Origin of the sequence: Mycobacterium sp. 852014-52144_SCH5372336 (genome assembly GCF_001665615.1) — a bacterium.
GTDB classification, from domain to species: domain Bacteria; phylum Actinomycetota; class Actinomycetes; order Mycobacteriales; family Mycobacteriaceae; genus Mycobacterium; species Mycobacterium neumannii_A.
Window position 1 is genome coordinate 22522 of sequence record NZ_LZSW01000033.1, and the last position, 15932, is coordinate 38453.

The 15932-nt window shown below is 65.3% G+C and carries 18 protein-coding genes; 10 read left to right on the plus strand and 8 right to left on the minus strand.

Annotated elements, in window-relative coordinates; all coding sequences use genetic code 11:
• Window positions 1–33: 33 nt before the first annotated feature.
• The 5 genes from A5759_RS06335 to ectA form a co-directional block, all read right to left on the minus strand.
• A complete protein-coding gene (locus A5759_RS06335; RefSeq protein ID WP_068195298.1) occupies window positions 34–1500 on the minus strand; it encodes a hypothetical protein in 1467 nt (488 codons plus the stop codon).
• Window positions 1501–2037: 537 nt separating this feature from the next.
• The gene (gene thpD, locus A5759_RS06340) at window positions 2038–2952 is read right to left on the minus strand and encodes an ectoine hydroxylase (protein ID WP_068195300.1); all 915 of its coding nucleotides are present in this window, start codon (window positions 2950–2952) and stop codon (window positions 2038–2040) included.
• Window positions 2949–3344 (minus strand): ectoine synthase, encoded by a 396-nt coding sequence (locus A5759_RS06345; RefSeq protein WP_066845783.1) that lies wholly within the window; start codon window positions 3342–3344, stop codon window positions 2949–2951. The genes thpD and A5759_RS06345 overlap by 4 nt, the downstream gene beginning before the upstream one ends.
• 26 nt (window positions 3345–3370) lie before the next feature.
• On the minus strand, window positions 3371–4660 hold the full coding sequence (ectB, locus tag A5759_RS06350) for a diaminobutyrate--2-oxoglutarate transaminase (RefSeq protein ID WP_068195303.1): 1290 nt from the start codon (window positions 4658–4660) through the stop codon (window positions 3371–3373).
• A gap of 17 nt (window positions 4661–4677) precedes the next feature.
• Window positions 4678–5217 (minus strand): diaminobutyrate acetyltransferase, encoded by a 540-nt coding sequence (gene ectA / locus A5759_RS06355; protein ID WP_068195629.1) that lies wholly within the window; start codon window positions 5215–5217, stop codon window positions 4678–4680.
• Window positions 5218–5529: 312 nt separating this feature from the next.
• On the opposite strand from ectA, the gene A5759_RS06360 reads away from it, so the two are divergent.
• The 8 genes from A5759_RS06360 (at window position 5530) to A5759_RS06395 (ending at window position 11145) form a co-directional block, all read left to right on the plus strand.
• Window positions 5530–5922 carry a DUF732 domain-containing protein gene (locus A5759_RS06360; protein WP_231984570.1) on the plus strand — a complete coding sequence of 131 codons (393 nt, stop codon included), beginning with the start codon at window positions 5530–5532 and terminating at the stop codon, window positions 5920–5922.
• A gap of 141 nt (window positions 5923–6063) precedes the next feature.
• Window positions 6064–6981, plus strand: a complete 918-nt coding sequence (locus tag A5759_RS06365; protein ID WP_068195635.1) for an esterase family protein — start codon at window positions 6064–6066, stop codon at window positions 6979–6981.
• Window positions 6982–7029: 48 nt separating this feature from the next.
• Window positions 7030–7740, plus strand: coding sequence for a GAF and ANTAR domain-containing protein (locus tag A5759_RS06370; protein WP_068195305.1), 711 nt, complete (start codon window positions 7030–7032; stop codon window positions 7738–7740).
• A 155-nt stretch (window positions 7741–7895) separates the two neighbouring features.
• Window positions 7896–8243 (plus strand): STAS domain-containing protein, encoded by a 348-nt coding sequence (locus A5759_RS06375; protein ID WP_068195307.1) that lies wholly within the window; start codon window positions 7896–7898, stop codon window positions 8241–8243.
• A 32-nt stretch (window positions 8244–8275) separates the two neighbouring features.
• Complete coding sequence (locus A5759_RS06380; RefSeq protein ID WP_068195309.1) at window positions 8276–8725, plus strand: ATP-binding protein; 450 nt, start codon at window positions 8276–8278, stop codon at window positions 8723–8725.
• 170 nt (window positions 8726–8895) lie between these two features.
• The gene (locus A5759_RS06385) at window positions 8896–9303 is read left to right on the plus strand and encodes an STAS domain-containing protein (RefSeq protein WP_068195312.1); all 408 of its coding nucleotides are present in this window, start codon (window positions 8896–8898) and stop codon (window positions 9301–9303) included.
• A gap of 384 nt (window positions 9304–9687) precedes the next feature.
• Complete coding sequence (locus tag A5759_RS06390) at window positions 9688–10704, plus strand: YncE family protein (RefSeq protein ID WP_068195316.1); 1017 nt, start codon at window positions 9688–9690, stop codon at window positions 10702–10704.
• A 147-nt stretch (window positions 10705–10851) separates the two neighbouring features.
• Window positions 10852–11145, plus strand: a complete 294-nt coding sequence (locus tag A5759_RS06395) for a hypothetical protein (protein ID WP_066843262.1) — start codon at window positions 10852–10854, stop codon at window positions 11143–11145.
• Window positions 11146–11201: 56 nt separating this feature from the next.
• On the opposite strand, the gene A5759_RS06400 is transcribed toward A5759_RS06395, so the two are convergent.
• Window positions 11202–11516 carry a hypothetical protein gene (locus A5759_RS06400; RefSeq protein ID WP_068195638.1) on the minus strand — a complete coding sequence of 105 codons (315 nt, stop codon included), beginning with the start codon at window positions 11514–11516 and terminating at the stop codon, window positions 11202–11204.
• Between the two features lie 18 nt (window positions 11517–11534).
• Window positions 11535–12734 carry a lipid-transfer protein gene (locus A5759_RS06405; RefSeq protein WP_068195318.1) on the minus strand — a complete coding sequence of 400 codons (1200 nt, stop codon included), beginning with the start codon at window positions 12732–12734 and terminating at the stop codon, window positions 11535–11537.
• Window positions 12735–12950: 216 nt separating this feature from the next.
• Here A5759_RS06405 and A5759_RS06410 point away from each other — a divergent pair, with 216 nt between their 5' ends.
• On the plus strand, window positions 12951–14000 hold the full coding sequence (locus tag A5759_RS06410) for a dihydrodipicolinate reductase (RefSeq protein ID WP_068195321.1): 1050 nt from the start codon (window positions 12951–12953) through the stop codon (window positions 13998–14000).
• Window positions 14001–14049: 49 nt separating this feature from the next.
• A complete protein-coding gene (locus A5759_RS06415; RefSeq protein WP_064394939.1) occupies window positions 14050–14895 on the plus strand; it encodes a patatin-like phospholipase family protein in 846 nt (281 codons plus the stop codon).
• Here A5759_RS06415 and A5759_RS06420 read toward each other — a convergent pair.
• Window positions 14892–15890, minus strand: a complete 999-nt coding sequence (locus A5759_RS06420) for a patatin-like phospholipase family protein (protein ID WP_068195323.1) — start codon at window positions 15888–15890, stop codon at window positions 14892–14894. The genes A5759_RS06415 and A5759_RS06420 overlap by 4 nt on opposite strands.
• Window positions 15891–15932: the final 42 nt, after the last annotated feature.

Below are 15932 nucleotides of genomic sequence, written 5' to 3' on the forward strand. Positions count from 1 at the left end.
CTGTTGCCCCGGGGCTGTCGAATGAGTGAAGTACTACTTGTTGTTGTCCGAACCGTCGTCCCCACCTTCGCCGGCGCCGTTGTCACCGGTTTTGGTGCCGGGTTCGCTGTCGTGCGTGGTGCCGGTCTGCGTGGCAACCGTCGTTTGCTTCTTCTTCGAAACGTCGACGTCCCCGACCTCTTTCGCGCCTTCACCCGTCGGGGCCTGCGTTCCTGCGTTAGCGCCCGGAGAGAAGTTCGCCGACTGCCTCAGCACATCGCGGGTCAGCTTTTGCGTATTGGCCAGCAGGTCGCGGAGACGCTTAGGCTCTTGCTTCGGGGGCTTCGGCTGTTCGGAGGGCTGTTCGGAGCCTTGTTCCGCACTGAGTTCGGTCTTCTTCACAATCGGGCGCTCATCCTGCGGCGATACCTTCGGCGCCTCTGCCGCAACGCCGGCTACCCCCTGGCTGTCCGTCGTCAGGGGGGCCTCCTCCTGCTCTGCCGGGGTCTCGTCCCGTACGACGATGTCGCGGATCGAGCCGTTGATCCGCTCGGTCGCGCTCCACAATCCGTTGCGGAAATTTTCGACCAGATTGCCCGGGCCGCCGATCGGGGCCGGCAGGGCATCGCGAAGTCCGTAGAGCGCCGGGTCGGCCACCCACAGCGGACCGTCGACGATGTTCTCCACCGCGGCGAGGGCTGCTTCAGTGTCACCCTGGGCGACGGCGGCGACCGCCTGCACGATGCCCACCGGACCGAGCACGGCTGCTGCGGCCAGCCGCAGGGTCGACGCGATCGCACCCTCGGTGACGCGCGAGAGCCCTTCGATCGGTCCATCGACCCCGTCGTACGCGACGGGGCCGGGCTGCTCGAACGCCTGGATCGTCCCGTCGACGAAGCGCTGGACCAGCGCGCCCGGGTCCTGCAGCCCCTCATTGATCTCGAGGGTGAGCCTGTAGAGCTGATCGCGGATGGTCATAACGAGCCCGCCGGGTCCTCCCAGCGGCGCCGGCAATGCGTCACGCAACGCGAACAGCGCGGGGTCGATCGTCCACAGCGGTGCGTCGACGATGTTCTTCACGAATGCTCCGAAGCTCGCGGAGCCGTTGCCGTCGCTGATGGCTTGCGCGAGTTCGATCAGGCGAAGAGGCGCGAGCGCGGTGGTCCCGAGCCGAAGTCCGGAAGCTGCGAAGCCTTGGCCGATGCGGCCCAACCCCTCGACGACGCCGGTTGTCGGGTCGGGGTTGTTGACGGCCTCCCCGCCGGGCCGGTTGAACGCGGCGAGGGTGCCCTCGATGAAGTCCTCCAGCGCGGCACCGGGTGCGAACATCTCCAGCAAAGCCTGTTGCGCTTCGAATTGACGTTGGATCTCGCTGGTGTTCGCGGCCATCAGAGCCACGTTGTGCGATCGACTTTCTGCGACGGTGTTCGCTGGTGCCTGTGCGATCGGACCAGCGGCGATGACGCCTGCCCCCACAAGTGCCACACCGGTCGTCACATATTTCTTGGCGCTGGCCTTCATCAAGCCCCTCCCCTTGTTTGCGCGCTTGCTACGAGTAGCAACCTACGCCTGTGTCGATACCGATGGCAAGTTACCCTGAAATCGTCGACGGAAGGAATTGCTGCGATCGATCATGCCTGATCGTCCATGACCGAAAAGACACTTCTGAACAGCTCAGACACTCTCGAAACGTACCGGATCGATCGTGAGCGCTGCGAAACGACTTCGCTGATGTCTCGAGCACCTGCACGTCCGCAGGGGAGCGGCGAGAGCTGTGGCAAATAGAAGCGGCATGCGTCGACGGGTAGCTGACACCTTCTCAGAGTCCATGGCGGGCAAAGCAGGCGCCGCCTCGGGCAGGAGGCCGCTAGGCAGCGTCGGCTCACTGTCCAGTTTGCGAAGGTCGGCAGGGCTGCAAGCGTCAAGCCCGGGTCATTACGCGACCGGCTGGTAGGGGCCAAGGCGGCAAGGCGGAACGAAAGCAAACGCGATGGACGTCGAGTTCGTTGCCCGCATTCGTGGCGTGGACCGCCCCGTATAGGGCGGCCACGGCGACGTCTACTGCACCAGTGACGGGGTGCTGAAAGGTTGGCTGTCCCTGGCCGCCAGGTATTCGGGCCTCGGAGTCTCGGCTCGGTAGGGCGCCACGAGCTGGTTCTCGACGGAGTTGAAGACCAGGAAGACGTTCGAGCGCGGCAACGGCGTGATGTTCGAACCCGAACCGTGCATCACGTTCGAGTCGAACCACAGCGCGGTACCGGCAGGCCCGGTGATCTGGTCGATGCCGTAGCGGGCGGCGGCCTCGCTAAGCGTGGCCTGGCTCGGAACGCCGATCTCCTGTTTCACCAACGAGGAGGTGTGGTTGTTGCGCGGAGTGGCGCCGACGCACGGGTAGAACGTCTTGTGCGAACCCGGCATCACCATCAGCGAGCCGTTGTAGGGGTAGTTGTCGGTCAGCGAGATCGAACACGACACGGCCCGCATGGCGGGCATGCCGTCCTCGGCGTGCCATGTCTCGAAATCGGAATGCCAGTAGAACCCGGTCCCGGTGAATCCCGGCATCAGGTTGATCCGCGCCTGGTGCAGGTAGACGTCACTGCCCAGCAATTGACGGGCCACGGGCAAGACCGTGTCGAGGGTGACCACCTCGGCGATGACATCGCTGAACAGATGGGGTTGAAACACCGACCGGATGCTGCCGCCGGGCTCACGAATGATCCGCGGGTCCTCCGGGTCGGCCTTGGCGCCGATGTTGTTCAACTCGCCGCGCAGCGTCGTCAGCCAGTTGTCATCCACCGCCGACCGCTGCACCAGGTATCCGTTGGCGTCGATCGACTGCAGGTCGGTCTCGAACAGCGGACCGTCCGACTCCTGGCCCCACACCGTGGGCTCCGCGCGTGGAATAGGATCGCTCGGTTCCGACAGCCGCGTGGGATATCGGTCCCTGGTGTCGGTAAATATGTTGTCGCTCAACTCGCTTGCACCGCCGGGGGAGGGTAGGTACCAGTCTCGTCGTGAACCTCTTGTCCGGTCACGGGAGGATTGAATACACACAGCATCCGCAGCTGAGTATGGCATGTGACGCGGTGGCGTTCATGCCCGTCGAGCAGATACATCGTGCCGGGCCGGAGCGGGTGTTCCTCACCGGTCTCGTGGTTGGTCAGCGTCCCCGTGCCCTCGACCACCCAGACCGCCTCGACGTGATGGCGGTAGTGGAAATCGCTGACCGAATTCGCGTTGATAGTGGTCTCGTGGAAGGAGAATCCGACTCCGTCACCCGCCAGGATGATGCGCTTGGATCTCCAGTCCTTGGCCGACACGTCGCGTTCGGTGCCGGTGATCTCGTCAGTGGTGCGCACGATCACGTCGTGCTCCTTTCGGCGTGATGTGGTCAAGAAAGCGTTGCGGCGACCGAGTCGGCGAGGATGTCGATGCCCGCATCCAGATCCGACTCGGAAGTGGTCAGCGGGGGAAGCAGCTTGACGACCTCGTCCGAGGGGCCGCTGGTCTCCATGAGTACCCCGCGATCGAACGCCGCGCGGCACACGGCCGACGCCATCGGCGCATCCTCGAACTTGAGCCCCTGCGCCATCCCGCGCCCGCGCGCGGAGACGCCGGGATACTTGTCGGCGATGGTTTCCAGCCGGTCTCGGACCTGCCGGCCCTTGGCGATCGTGTCGTCACTGAATGTCTCCGTCTGCCAATAGATCTCGAGCGCCTTGCTCGCGGTGACGAACGCCGGATTGTGGCCCCGGAAGGTGCCGTTGTGCTCGCCGGGGGTCCACACGTCCAGGTCCCTGCGGAACAAGGTCAGTGCCATCGGAAGGCCGTATCCACTGATCGACTTGGACAACGTGACGATGTCGGGGACGATGCCTGCCTCTTCGAAGCTGAAGAACCGGCCGGTGCGTCCGCAACCCATCTGCACGTCGTCGACGATCAACAGGATCTCGCGGCGGCTGCACAGCTCGGCGAGCGCCTGCAACCACTCCATCCTCGCGACGTTGAGACCGCCCTCGCCCTGCACGGTTTCGACGATCACCGCGGCCGGGTGGTTGAGCCCGCCGCCCGAGTCGTCGAGAACGCGCTCGAACCAGTGGAAGTCCTCGGTGGCGCCGCCGAAGTAGTTGTCATACGGCATCGGTGTGGCGTGCACCAGCGGGATACCGGCACCGGCGCGCTTCATCGAATTGCCGGTGACCGACAGCGCGCCGAGGGTCATGCCGTGAAATGCGTTGGTGAAGTTGATGATCGATTCGCGACCGGTCACCTTGCGGGCCAGCTTGAGCGCTGACTCGACGGCGTTCGCCCCGGTCGGCCCCGGAAACTGCACCTTGTAGTCGAGGTCGCGAGGCTTGAGGATCAGCTGCTCGAAGTTCTGCAGGAACTCCGTCTTGGCGGCGGTCGCCATGTCGAGCGAGTGCACGATGTTGTCGTTGGCCAGGTACTCGATCAACGGCCGTTTCAGCTCGGGGTTGTTGTGGCCGTAGTTCAGCGCGCCGGCTCCGGCGAAGAAGTCGAGGTAGCGCCGCCCGGAGGTATCGGTCATCCACGAGCCCTGCGCGACGGCCATGGTGGTCGGCCATCCACGGCAGTAGCTGCGTACTTCCGATTCGACCGAGTTATAGACCTCGGGAAGGTCGGATTCGTCGGGACGGGGGAGTGTTGCTGGCGTAGACATGTGTCCTTTCTGAGGGGTCAGTCGGCCAAAGGTGTCGTGATGGGTCCGATGCGGACAGTCGGCTCGTCCTCGTGGGACTGATCGGCCGCCAGGTGTGCGGCGGTGAAGCGGGGTTCCTCGATCAGTGGCACCCCGTGACGCCGAGCAAACGCGCCGAAGAACGCGCGCGAAGCCGAGTTACTCGGTGCCACCGTGGCCTCCACCGTGACCGGATGGCCTCGGCGGTTGGCGCGAACACGGTGGACGAGGCCGTCGAGCATGGCGCTGGCCAACCCGGTTCCACGCGCAGCCGCCGAAACGGCCACCTGCCAGACGAAGAGGACTTCGGGGCGTGCCGGCGGATGGTAGCCAGTGATCAGTCCACAGATGCCGCCGTCTTTCTCCGCGACGATGGACGTGCTGGCAAAGTCCGTGGCCATCAACAGGTACGTGTAGGTGGAGTTCAGATCGAGCACTTCAGTCTCGGCCACCAGACGATGCATTGCGATGGCATCGCCCTCATTCGGCGAGCGGAGATGATTCGTCCACGAATCTGGCTGCACTGCTGGCGCTTTCAAACCAGCCGTCCGCTCCTCCGGGACTGGGTCCCGGTCGCGAATGGTCACTTGCGTTGTCACCACCGAACAAAATCATCGAATCACATCAGTTACGTCATCGGCGTTATGACGGTATGCCAGCAAAAAATGACAGGCAAGTTTCCACAGCTCACGCGCACGCGCCGGGCGGCGCCCGGGTACGGGGGTTACCTGCGCGGATGGTGAAGTGTGAGACGGCGGTCACTTGATCAAGCCGTTATCGAAACGTTACCTATCGACGGCGGAAATGATTCGTTCCCCTAACAACGGGTACGTTATGACGCGCCCGTCAGTGTGGATGGCGTGTCGTCAGGGCACGCGGGTGTCGGGGTTTCGCGCTTTGGCGCTCGGCCGGGTTCCTGGTGCGCCGCGGACATCAATGACCAACCAAGCGGAGGGGTTCTTGTGCGACGCATCTTCGGACTATTCATCGGTGCTACCGCCACAGCAGTCGCATTCGCCGCGCCGGCAGCGGCCGATCAGGCGGAGTTTGTGCGCAAGCTTCAGGAGACGTATGTCTTTCTGTCGGCGGACCAATTGATCGCCGCGGGCAACAAGGTCTGCGCCAACGCGGCGCGTGGCGTGCCTGCCGCCGAATCGATGCTGATGGTGCGCGAGGACCTGGGCGTTTCGGTTACCGCCGCAGCTGACATCGTCAGCATCGCGACCAACGAACTCGGTTGTTGATCCGCGGCCGCTGAATCGGCGGCGGAGGTTTGGTCACAAGCTGGTCAAGCGCTGCGTGGCACGCTGAGCATGCCGCCGCCGAATTGCTAGCTTGCCCGCGTGAAATCGTCTCTGGGCCGACTCTGGGCTGCGCTGATCGCGATGCTGCTCGTCTGCGTTGGGATCCCGACGCCAACGGCCGCTGCGTATTCACGTGACGGGTTGCCGGTGGAGACGCTCGAGGTGCCGTCCCCGTCGATGGGGCGAAACATCCGCGTGCAGTTCCAGGGTGGCGGTCCGCATTCGGTGTACCTGCTCGACGGCCTGCGCGCGCAGGAGGATGCCAACGGTTGGGACATCAACACCGGTGCGTTCGAGTGGTTCTACGAGTCCGGTATCTCGGTCGTGATGCCCGTGGGCGGGCAGGCCAGCTTCTACACCGACTGGTATCAGCCTGCGGTGGGAAGCGCAGGCACCGTGACCTACAAGTGGGAGACGTTCCTGACTCAGGAACTGCCCGCGTGGTTGGCGGCCAACCGGGGGCAGGCGCCGACCGGCAACGCGGTCGTGGGTCTTTCGATGTCGGGCAGCGCGGCGCTGACCCTCGCCGTATGGCATCCGCGCCAGTTCATCTTCGCCGGTTCGCTTTCGGGCTACCTCAACCCGTCGAGCGGTCTATGGCCCACCCTGATCGGCTTCTCGATGAAGGACGCGGGCGGCTACAGCGCGACCCATATGTGGGGGCCGACGTCGGATCCGGCATGGCGGCGCAACGATCCGATGGTCAACGTCAACACGCTGGTCGCCAACAACACCGCGCTGTGGGTCTACTGCGGAAACGGCGCGACCTCCGAACTCGACGACGGCGCGAACTTCGGTGCGCAGTACAGCGCGCAGTTCCTCGAGAACATCACGCTGTCGACGAACAAGGAGTTTCAGCAGAAATACCTCGCGGCGGGCGGACGGAATGCGGTGTTCAACTTCCCGACCGACGGGACGCACACCTGGGCGTACTGGGGTTCACAGCTACAGGCGATGAAGCCTGACCTGGTGCGCATCCTCGGAGGCGCGCGCCCCTGACAGGGTTCGGTCATACGATGGCCGGGAACCGATCGTATGGGGTGAGATATGACGGATCTGCGCGGCGGCGCTCTCCACGAAGAGATCGCCCGCTTGGCACGAAGCCTGCACAGCCAGAAGAGCGCCGACATGGACGTCGACAACCTCGTCGACGAGGTGACCGCGACGGCGGTGCGCATCCTGCCCGATGTGCACCACGCCGGAATTTCGCTGGTGGAACCCAAGAGCCGGCGGGTGCGCTCGGTCGCAGCCACGGGTCCGGTGCCCAAGGACCTCGACACCTTGCAGGTGGAGCTTCACCAGGGACCCTGCGTCGACGCGATCCACGAACGCGTGACGGTGCGCATCGACGACTTCGAGACCGAGGACCGATGGCCCGAGTTCATCGGACGCGCCCTGGAAATCACCCCGGTGCTGTCCAGCTTGTCCATCCAGCTCTACACCCACGATTCGGAGATCGGTGCGCTGAACCTCTACTCGGAGCGGGCCCGTACCTTCACACCCCACCTCGAGGACCTGGCGCTGGCGGTGGCGGCGCACGCAGCGATCGGTTTGGCGACCGCGCGCCGTGACGACCAGTTCCAAACCGCTCTGGCATCACGCGACATCATCGGTCAGGCCAAAGGCATGATCATGGAGCGCTTCGCCGTCGACGCGCCCGCTGCGTTCAACCTCCTGGTGAAGCTCTCCCAGGAGAAGAACACGCCGTTGCAGCTGATCGCGGTGCAACTGGTGGACACAGCGCACCGGCCAACGTAGTAGCCAAAGCCGAGTTATTGCGGCCTGACCGGCGCGGATGGGTCCCCGTTTAGGTATCGGTACCGTGAAGCCGCTACCCTATTGCGCGGGTTAAGACTGCAGCCTCGCGCGATCGGCCATGACCGCTACGGTGGTTGCCAAACAAGAGGTGAGGCTTGGACGGACAACTTTGTACCGAGAACTGGGTGGGACGCGTCGCTGTCGTCGCCGCCTCCGGTGACCTCGACATGCTCACGGCACCGCAGCTGCGCGATGCTGTGCAGGCGGCGTTGGGCAAGGATCCGGTGGGCTTGATCGTCGATCTGACGAGCGTTGAGTTCCTGGGGTCCGCGGGCATGCAGGTGCTGATGGAGACCCACAACCAGACCGACGGCACCGCGACCAGGTTCGCCGTCGTCGCAGACGGATCCGCCACCAGCCGGCCGTTGAAGATCACGGGGATCGCCGACCTGATCGACCTGTTTTCCTCGCTGGACGCCGCGCTCGACAACATCACAGCGTGAACTCGGGCCGGACGGGGTAAACACAGAGCACCATGAACGCTCCGACGGAACTCGGCTTCTCCAGCAACGGCCCCGCAGACGCGCAAACCGTTGCCGAGTTCCGCAATGCCTTTGCGCAATGGCTCCGGACGAATTTCGCGCTCGACGCCGACCGGCTCAGCGACATATTGCTGGCGGTGAACGAAGCGCTGACCAATTCCGCTGAATTCGCCTATGTCCAGGCTGGACAGGCCGGAAGCATGTCGGTGACGGCCCGGTACGACGCCGAGGATCGGCGCCTGGTCGCGACCATCTCCGACCAGGGAGCCTGGCTGGAGAAGGAGCCCGACGGCAAGCCGAACACCCGCGGTCGCGGCATCCAGCTCATGCGCGCTCTGTCCGATCGGGCCACGATCGACGCCTCGGCGTTCGGCACCCGCGTACAGCTCGAGTTCGACGATTGCCGGCTCGCCTCCGAGGAGCCTTTCGCAACTTCTGCGTGATTGCGTTTGGCGGGCGGCCGGCGCGGGTAAAGGCGCATCGCTGACTTCCATCGCAGAAAGCGAGCGCAGGCATGGGCGAAATCTTCCCGGGCGTCGACAGTGCCCCACTCGATATCTGCGCCGAGCGCGGAATCAGGCAGCGGTAACCCGGACGCGGTCGGGAACCGGAAATGTCCGTCGCGGCGATCGAACGCCCGTCATCGCAGCCCAGGCGCGCGCTGTCCGTCGCCTCCGGCACCGGTGCAATCGGTGGGCCCGGCCACGTCGTCGTGACGGTGACCGGTGAGGTCGATGCCGCGAACGCCAAGGAGTTCGCGGCTCTTGTCGTTGAAACGATCGCGGACGCACTACACGTCACCCTTGATCTGTCCGGTCTGGGCTTCTTCGCCTTCGACGGGGTCACCGCCCTTCACGCCCTCAACGCCCGGCTCCTTCGGGCCGGTGTGCCGTGGCGCGTGCTGCCCGGTGCCGCCGTGTCCAGGGTTCTCGCACTGTGTGATCCCGAGGAGCTGATTCCGGTGATCCGCGTGAACCCGCCGACGCCGCCTCGCAGGCCCCGACTGCGGCTGGTGGGCTAGTTCGCACCGCGTCCTGTGACGGTCGTGGCGCCTGTTGTTGATTTGCTGTCGTGTCGCCTGTGATTTAGCGCTCACTTTGTCGTCGAAAGGTAAGAAACCTTTATAAATGCCGTCGGCCACATTATTCGGAAAGTCTTGCGACAGCGGTATTTACACAGGTCATGGACTGTCTTGGAGTTGCCGAAATTTGGTAACAATCGGGTAACGCACGTTTTTCTAAGCGGTGTCTGAGAGGTTTACAGGTCGTCTCCGGTGCCGCTTTTCGCACCCAAGTGGGATGTCGGATTTCGTCGCTAGAATCAGTTCAGACCGCGCCGATTTGGCGCGTTACGACTTGAAATCTAGGCCGGTTGCACGCGATGCCGGTGGAGGTACCGATTTTCGATGGTTGACTTTTTGATGCCTGAACATGCGCCTACGGCGATGGGTGCGGTGAAGCTGAGCCGAGGACCGATCGGCGATATCGCCGCAACCGGCACCGGTGCAACCGTGGTGACGCACCCGGGCGACGACAGTGTCGCGGTGCTCAATCCCCGCACCCTCGCCGCTGAGGCCATCGTCGCGGTCCACGGTGAGCCCTTCGCGGTGGCAGTCCACGACGACCGCGCTTACATCAGCACGTCGTCCTGGACCCACAAGGACGAGGTGACGGTCCTGGACACCGCGACCAAGTCGGTGATCGCTTCGTACCCACTGGCGGACAACGTCACGGCACTGGTCGTGAGCCCCGACGGCAAGCGCGTCTACGCCGGTCGAACCGGTGACGGGCGCATCGACGTCGCGGTGATCGACATCCCCGCCGACCGCGTGGGCACCATCGACATCGCGACCGGCGCGGGCATCGGCATCGATGCCCTCGCGATCGACCCGACCGGAACGCGACTGTACGTCGCGACCACCGACGCGCGGGGCAGCGCGGTCCTCACCGTCGAACTCGAGACCGGCCGGGTCGGCGGTGCGGTGCGTATCGGTGCGCCGATTCGCGATATCGCGCTCGCCGACGGCGCGGCGTTCGTCCTGAGCTCGGACCGGACCCGCGGTGGCGTGGTCCACGTGATCGAGTTGTCCTCGGGACGCATCACCGATGTCATCGAGGTCGGCGGCGCCCCAACGCAGCTCGCGATGGGCGAGGACAAGAGTAGGGCCTACATCGTCGACTATGACCACGTCGCGGTGCTGTGCACGCTGACCCTTCAGATCGTCGACACGATCACCGTCGACGGCCGGCCGTCCTGCGTGGCAGTCGATTCGCACGGTGGCCGGCTCTACGTGGCCGACTACTCGGGCGGGGTGGCGATGTTCGCCGTCAACGCGTCGATGCCGCTGCTGTACTCGGAGTTCGTCGCGACGGACCCGATCGTCGCCCCCAAGGTGCGCGAGCTGGAGCCGGTCACCGCTTAGGGAGCGCAGCAAGGGTCACGACATTCGCAGCTCGTCGCCCGCAGTCATATCGTCCTTCCACCAAATTGCGTTGAACCTTCACCGCGGCTGTCCCGTCGTACCACCTGAAAGGCCACCGGGGCCTTCGGGTCACGAAGGGAGCGCGGTATGCGCGCAATACTGTTGACAATGGTCGGGCTGGCCGCGGTGGCATGCGGTGTGATTCTCACGCCGGCGGCCATCGCGTCGGCGGCCGATTCGGCGGAGCTGACCATCGCCACACTCGAGGCCCAAGGCTTCGACGTCAAGGTCAATCGGATCGGAAGTGCGCCCCTCGACGAGTGCGTCGTCACCGATATCCGAAATGCCCGTGAGCGAACCGAATTGGTGCGACGAGGCGACGATCTGGTGCAGGTGGTGGCCCAGCGCACGATCACCGTCACCGCGGATTGCTCACGCTGATGCGGCGGCTTCGGTGTAGTTGGTCGCGCTTGCCGCAACCAACCACACCGAAGTCGCTAGCGACCGCTGCAGTCCAGCGACACCGAGATCGGCTTGCTGATGGTCGCGGGGAACAGCACCCCGTCCTGATTTCCGCCGAGCAGCGGCACCAGCTGGGTGAACTCCTGGGGATTGCGCACGCTGGTGACCACGCAGTCGGACAGCGGGGCCGTGCCGATCTTGTCGATGGTCACGTTGTACCCCTGATCCTGCAGCTTGCTGATGACCTCCTGGGCCGAGTCCTGATCGTCGGCCGATGCGACGCCCGCGGGCAGCATGACAGCCGCACACACGACGGTGGCGACTCCGGCGAGGATCCGTGTGGTCCGCATGCGGTCCATGATCCCCTATCAGCGCTCGGCGCGCTGGTAAGCGGTCACAACCGCGGCGCCCCCGAGCCCGATGTTGTGCTGCAGCGCGGCGGTGACGCCCTCGACCTGTCGCTTGTCGGCCGCACCGCGCAACTGCCACGTCAGCTCCGCACACTGCGCGAGACCCGTCGCACCGAGCGGGTGTCCCTTGGAGATCAGCCCGCCGGAGGGGTTGACAACCCACCGCCCGCCGTAGGTGGTGTCGTTGTTGTCGATGAGCTTGGGCGCCTCACCCTCGGCGCACAGGCCCAGCGCCTCGTAGAGCAGTAGCTCGTTGGCCGAGAAGCAGTCGTGCAGCTCGATCACCTGAAAGTCGGCCGGTCCCAGCCCCGACTGGTCGTAAACCTGCTGCGCGGCTTTGACATTCATGTCGTAGCCAATGAGGTTCTTGGCGCTGCCGTCGAAGCTGGACCCGAAGTCGGTGGTCATCGCCTGACCGACGATCTCCACCGCCTGGTCTGCCAGGCCGTGCCTGTCGACGAAGTCCTCGCTTGCCACGATCGCCGCACCGGAGCCGTCCGACGTGGGCGAGCACTGCAGTTTGGTCAGCGGGTCGGAGATCATTTTCGCGGCCAGGATGTCGTCGAGCGTGTACTCCTCCTGGAACTGCGCATACGGATTGTTCACCGAATGCTTGTGGTTCTTGTACCCGATCTTCGCGAAATGCTCTGCGGTGCTTCCATGTTGGCGCATGTGCTCGCGACCCGCGGCGCCGAACATCCACGGTGCGACGGGGAATCCGAACTCGTCGATCTCGGCCATCGCCGCGACGTGCTTAGCCATCGGAGATTCCCGATCGTCGTGGCCGCCTTGGAGTGACCCCGGCTGCATCTTCTCGAAACCAAGAGCGATGACGCAGTCGGCGAGCCCGCCGCGAATCGTCTGCGCGGCAAGGAACAGCGCCGTCGAACCGGTCGAGCAGTTGTTGTTGACGTTGGCGATCGGAATCCCCGTCAAGCCGAGTTCGTAGAGCGCCCGGTTGCCCGAGGTCGAGTCACCGGCGACGTAGCCGACGAATCCCTGCTGGACTTCGGAGTAGTCGATGCCGGCGTCGTCGAGTGCCTTGGTGCCCGACTCCTTGGCCATCTGAGGGTAGTCCCACCCTTCACGGCGGCCCGGCTTCTCGAACTTCGTCATTCCGACACCGACGACGAAGACCCTGTTTTTGGCGGTCGACATTGATGATCCTTTCGCTGCGCTGCGATCGACAGAAACATACAGCGCGCCACCTGTCTAGCGGCCGAGGAAAGCGTCCAGAAACTGCCCCGGGAGCCCCGGGGCGCCGAGCCCGATCTTGGTTACGGCCTTCGCAGCCATTGTGGCCCGCGCGGGACGGGTTGTGGTGTAGACCTGCAAGAGTAGAACGTGTTCTAGTTTTCGCGTGAGGAGTCGGTTATGGGCCTACGGGTGGTGCAGTGGGCGACCGGTGGCGTCGGCGTCGCAGCGATCAAGGGTGTGCTCGAACATCCCGACCTCGAACTCGTCGGATGCTGGGTGCACTCGCCGGCGAAGGCAGGCAAGGACGTCGGCGAGATCGTCGGCATCGGGCCGGTGGGCGTGACCGCGACCAACAGCCTCAACGACATCCTCGCCCTCGACGCCGACGCGGTGATCTACTCACCGCTGTTGCCCAATCCGGACGAGGTGGCCGCATTGTTGCGGTCGGGTAAGAACGTCGTCACCCCGGTCGGATGGGTGTATCCCAGCGCCCGGCAGGGCACGCCTTTGCAAGAGGCGGCGCTCGCGGGAAATGCCACGCTGCACGGCACCGGCATTGCGCCAGGCGGGATCAGCGAGAAGTTTCCGCTCTTGTTCTCCGCGTTCTCGACCGGCGTGACATTCGTTCGGGCCGAAGAGTATTCCGACCTTCGCACCTACGAGGCACCCGACGTCGTACGGCACGTGATGGGCTTCGGTGAGGTTCCGGAGAAGGCGCTCAGCGGACCGATGCAGAAGCTGCTCGACGGCGGCTTCATCCAGGCGGTGAAGATGATCGTCGACAAGGTGGGTTTCCGTGCCGATCCAAAAGTCCGCTCCGCGCAGGAGATCGCGGTCGCCACTGCACCGATCGAATCACCGATCGGTGTCATCGAACCGGGACAGGTCGCGGGCCGCAAATTCCACTGGGAGGCCCTCGTCGACGAGGAACCGGTGGTGCGAGTCACCGTGAACTGGCTGATGGGTGAGGAAAACCTCGACCCCGCCTGGACATTCGGCCCCGAAGGCCAGCGTTACGAGATGGAGGTCCGCGGCAACCCGGATGTCAACATCGTCGTCAAGGGCTTTCAGTCGGCGGTCGGCGGAGAGGGCCCGGAGTACGGCATCGTCGGCACCGCGGCGCACTGTGTGAACTCGGTGCCCGCGGTGTGCGCCGCAGAACCCGGCATCGCAACGTATCTCGATCTACCGTTGATCAGCGGCAGGGCGGCGCAGGGCCTCGCGTAGTGTTGGGGGCCGCGCGGGCGACGCCGCTCACCTGGCACACTCACGGGCTGTGACGAGACGTGCTTTGGTACTGGCCGGGGGCGGCGTGGCGGGTATCGCGTGGGAGACCGGCATCCTGACCGGCATCGCCGACGAGTCGCCCGCGACCGCCGATGCGTTGTTGGCCTCCGACGTTCTGGTCGGCACATCGGCGGGTTCGACGGTCGCCGCACAACTCGGGAGCGGCCTCGGCCTGCCCGCGTTGTTCGACCGGCAGACCTCGGCGACATCGTCGGAGATCAACCCCGGCGCGGGGATCGAGACGATCACCCAGATGTTCCTCGACGCGATGACCGCTCCCGGCTCGAAAACCGAGAAACTGCAGCGGATCGGTGCGATCGCGCTCGCTGCGGGCACCGTCGCCGAAGACGTGCGGCGAAGGGTGATCGAGCAGCGGCTGCCGTCGCACGACTGGCCCGACCGCGATCTGCGCATCACCGCCATCGACACCGAGACCGGGGAACTGGTGGCGTTCGACCGCACCTCGGGCGTCTCGCTGGTCGACGCGGTCGCGGCCAGTTGCGCGGTGCCCGGTGTGTGGCCGCCGGTCACCATCGGGTCGCGCCGCTTCATGGACGGCGGCGTCGGTAGCACCGTCAACCTGGCCGTGGCCGACGATTGCGATGTCGTGGTCGCCCTGATCCCACAGGGCCTGTCGTCGCCGTCACCGTTCGGGACGGGCGCCAGGGACGAGGTCACCACGCGCAACACTTTCGGCGTGTTCGCCGACGACGAGTCGCTGGCGGCGTTCGGCGCCAACCCGCTCGACCCCGCGTGCCGGACACCGTCTGCGCATGCGGGACGCAGACAGGGCCGCGGCGTCGCCGCTCAGATCGCCGAGCACCTCGGCCTCTAATCTTCGGTCACGCTAGGCGATTCGGGCTTGGTGTCGAACGCGTCCAGTGCGGCGGCCGCCAACTCGATACCGATGTCGATCACCTCGGCGGCGCGGTGAAATTCCAGGCTCCGACAAGCCGAACGGGGTACCTCGATGAGCATGTCGGGCGGATAACCGGCGAGCTGGTGCCTGGCGAGCGCCGCCTGCGCGATGTCGATCGTGCGGTTCATCACCTCGAAGCTCCCGAGCTTGGGCACCACGGACGCTTCCTTCGTCGCGTCGACGAGCTCCTCCTCGCTGTCCCCGCCCGCCGGATCGTCCTCCGGTCCCGATCCCGTGCGGTTCAGCATCGCATTCGACTCGAACAGTGACGCGGTGCTGCGCCACACCCTGGCCAGCCACTCGGTGGTGGCGCGTTGACCCTGTCCCGCTGGTTCTACAGGTTCTTCGCCGCCGCCGGCCTCGCTGCCGGCCAAGGACACCGCGATGGTGAGGTCGGCGTTGACGGCTGCGATCGGCGCCATGGGCAGCGGTTCGAGGATGCCGCCGTCGGCGAGCAGACGCCCGTCGAGCACATGCGGTGCGATGACGCCGGGGATCGCGATCGACGCGCGGATCGCGGCGTCCACCGGGCCCCTCTGCAGCCATACCGACTTGCCGGCGATGAGATCGGTCGAGACCGCCGTGTAGGGGATCGGCAGGTCCTCGATGCGCACCTCGCCCAGGATGTCGCGAACAGCGTCGAGGATCTTGGTCGCGCGCAGCACGCCCGCCGCGGTGATCGAGGGATCGAGCAGACGCAGCACGGCGCCCTGGGTGAGCGACTTCGCCCAGTCGGAGAACTCGTCGAGCTTGCCCGCCGCGTGCAGCCCACCGACGAGAGCCCCCATGGACGATCCTGCGATGCCGACGATCTCGTAGCCGCGGTCCTGAAGTTCCTCGATCACCCCGATGTGGGCGTAGCCGCGGGCGCCGCCGCTGCCCAGCGCCAGCGCGACCCGCTTGCCAGCCATGCCGCCATTGTCGCCTGCCGGCGCCGATTCTGGCCGCCGGTT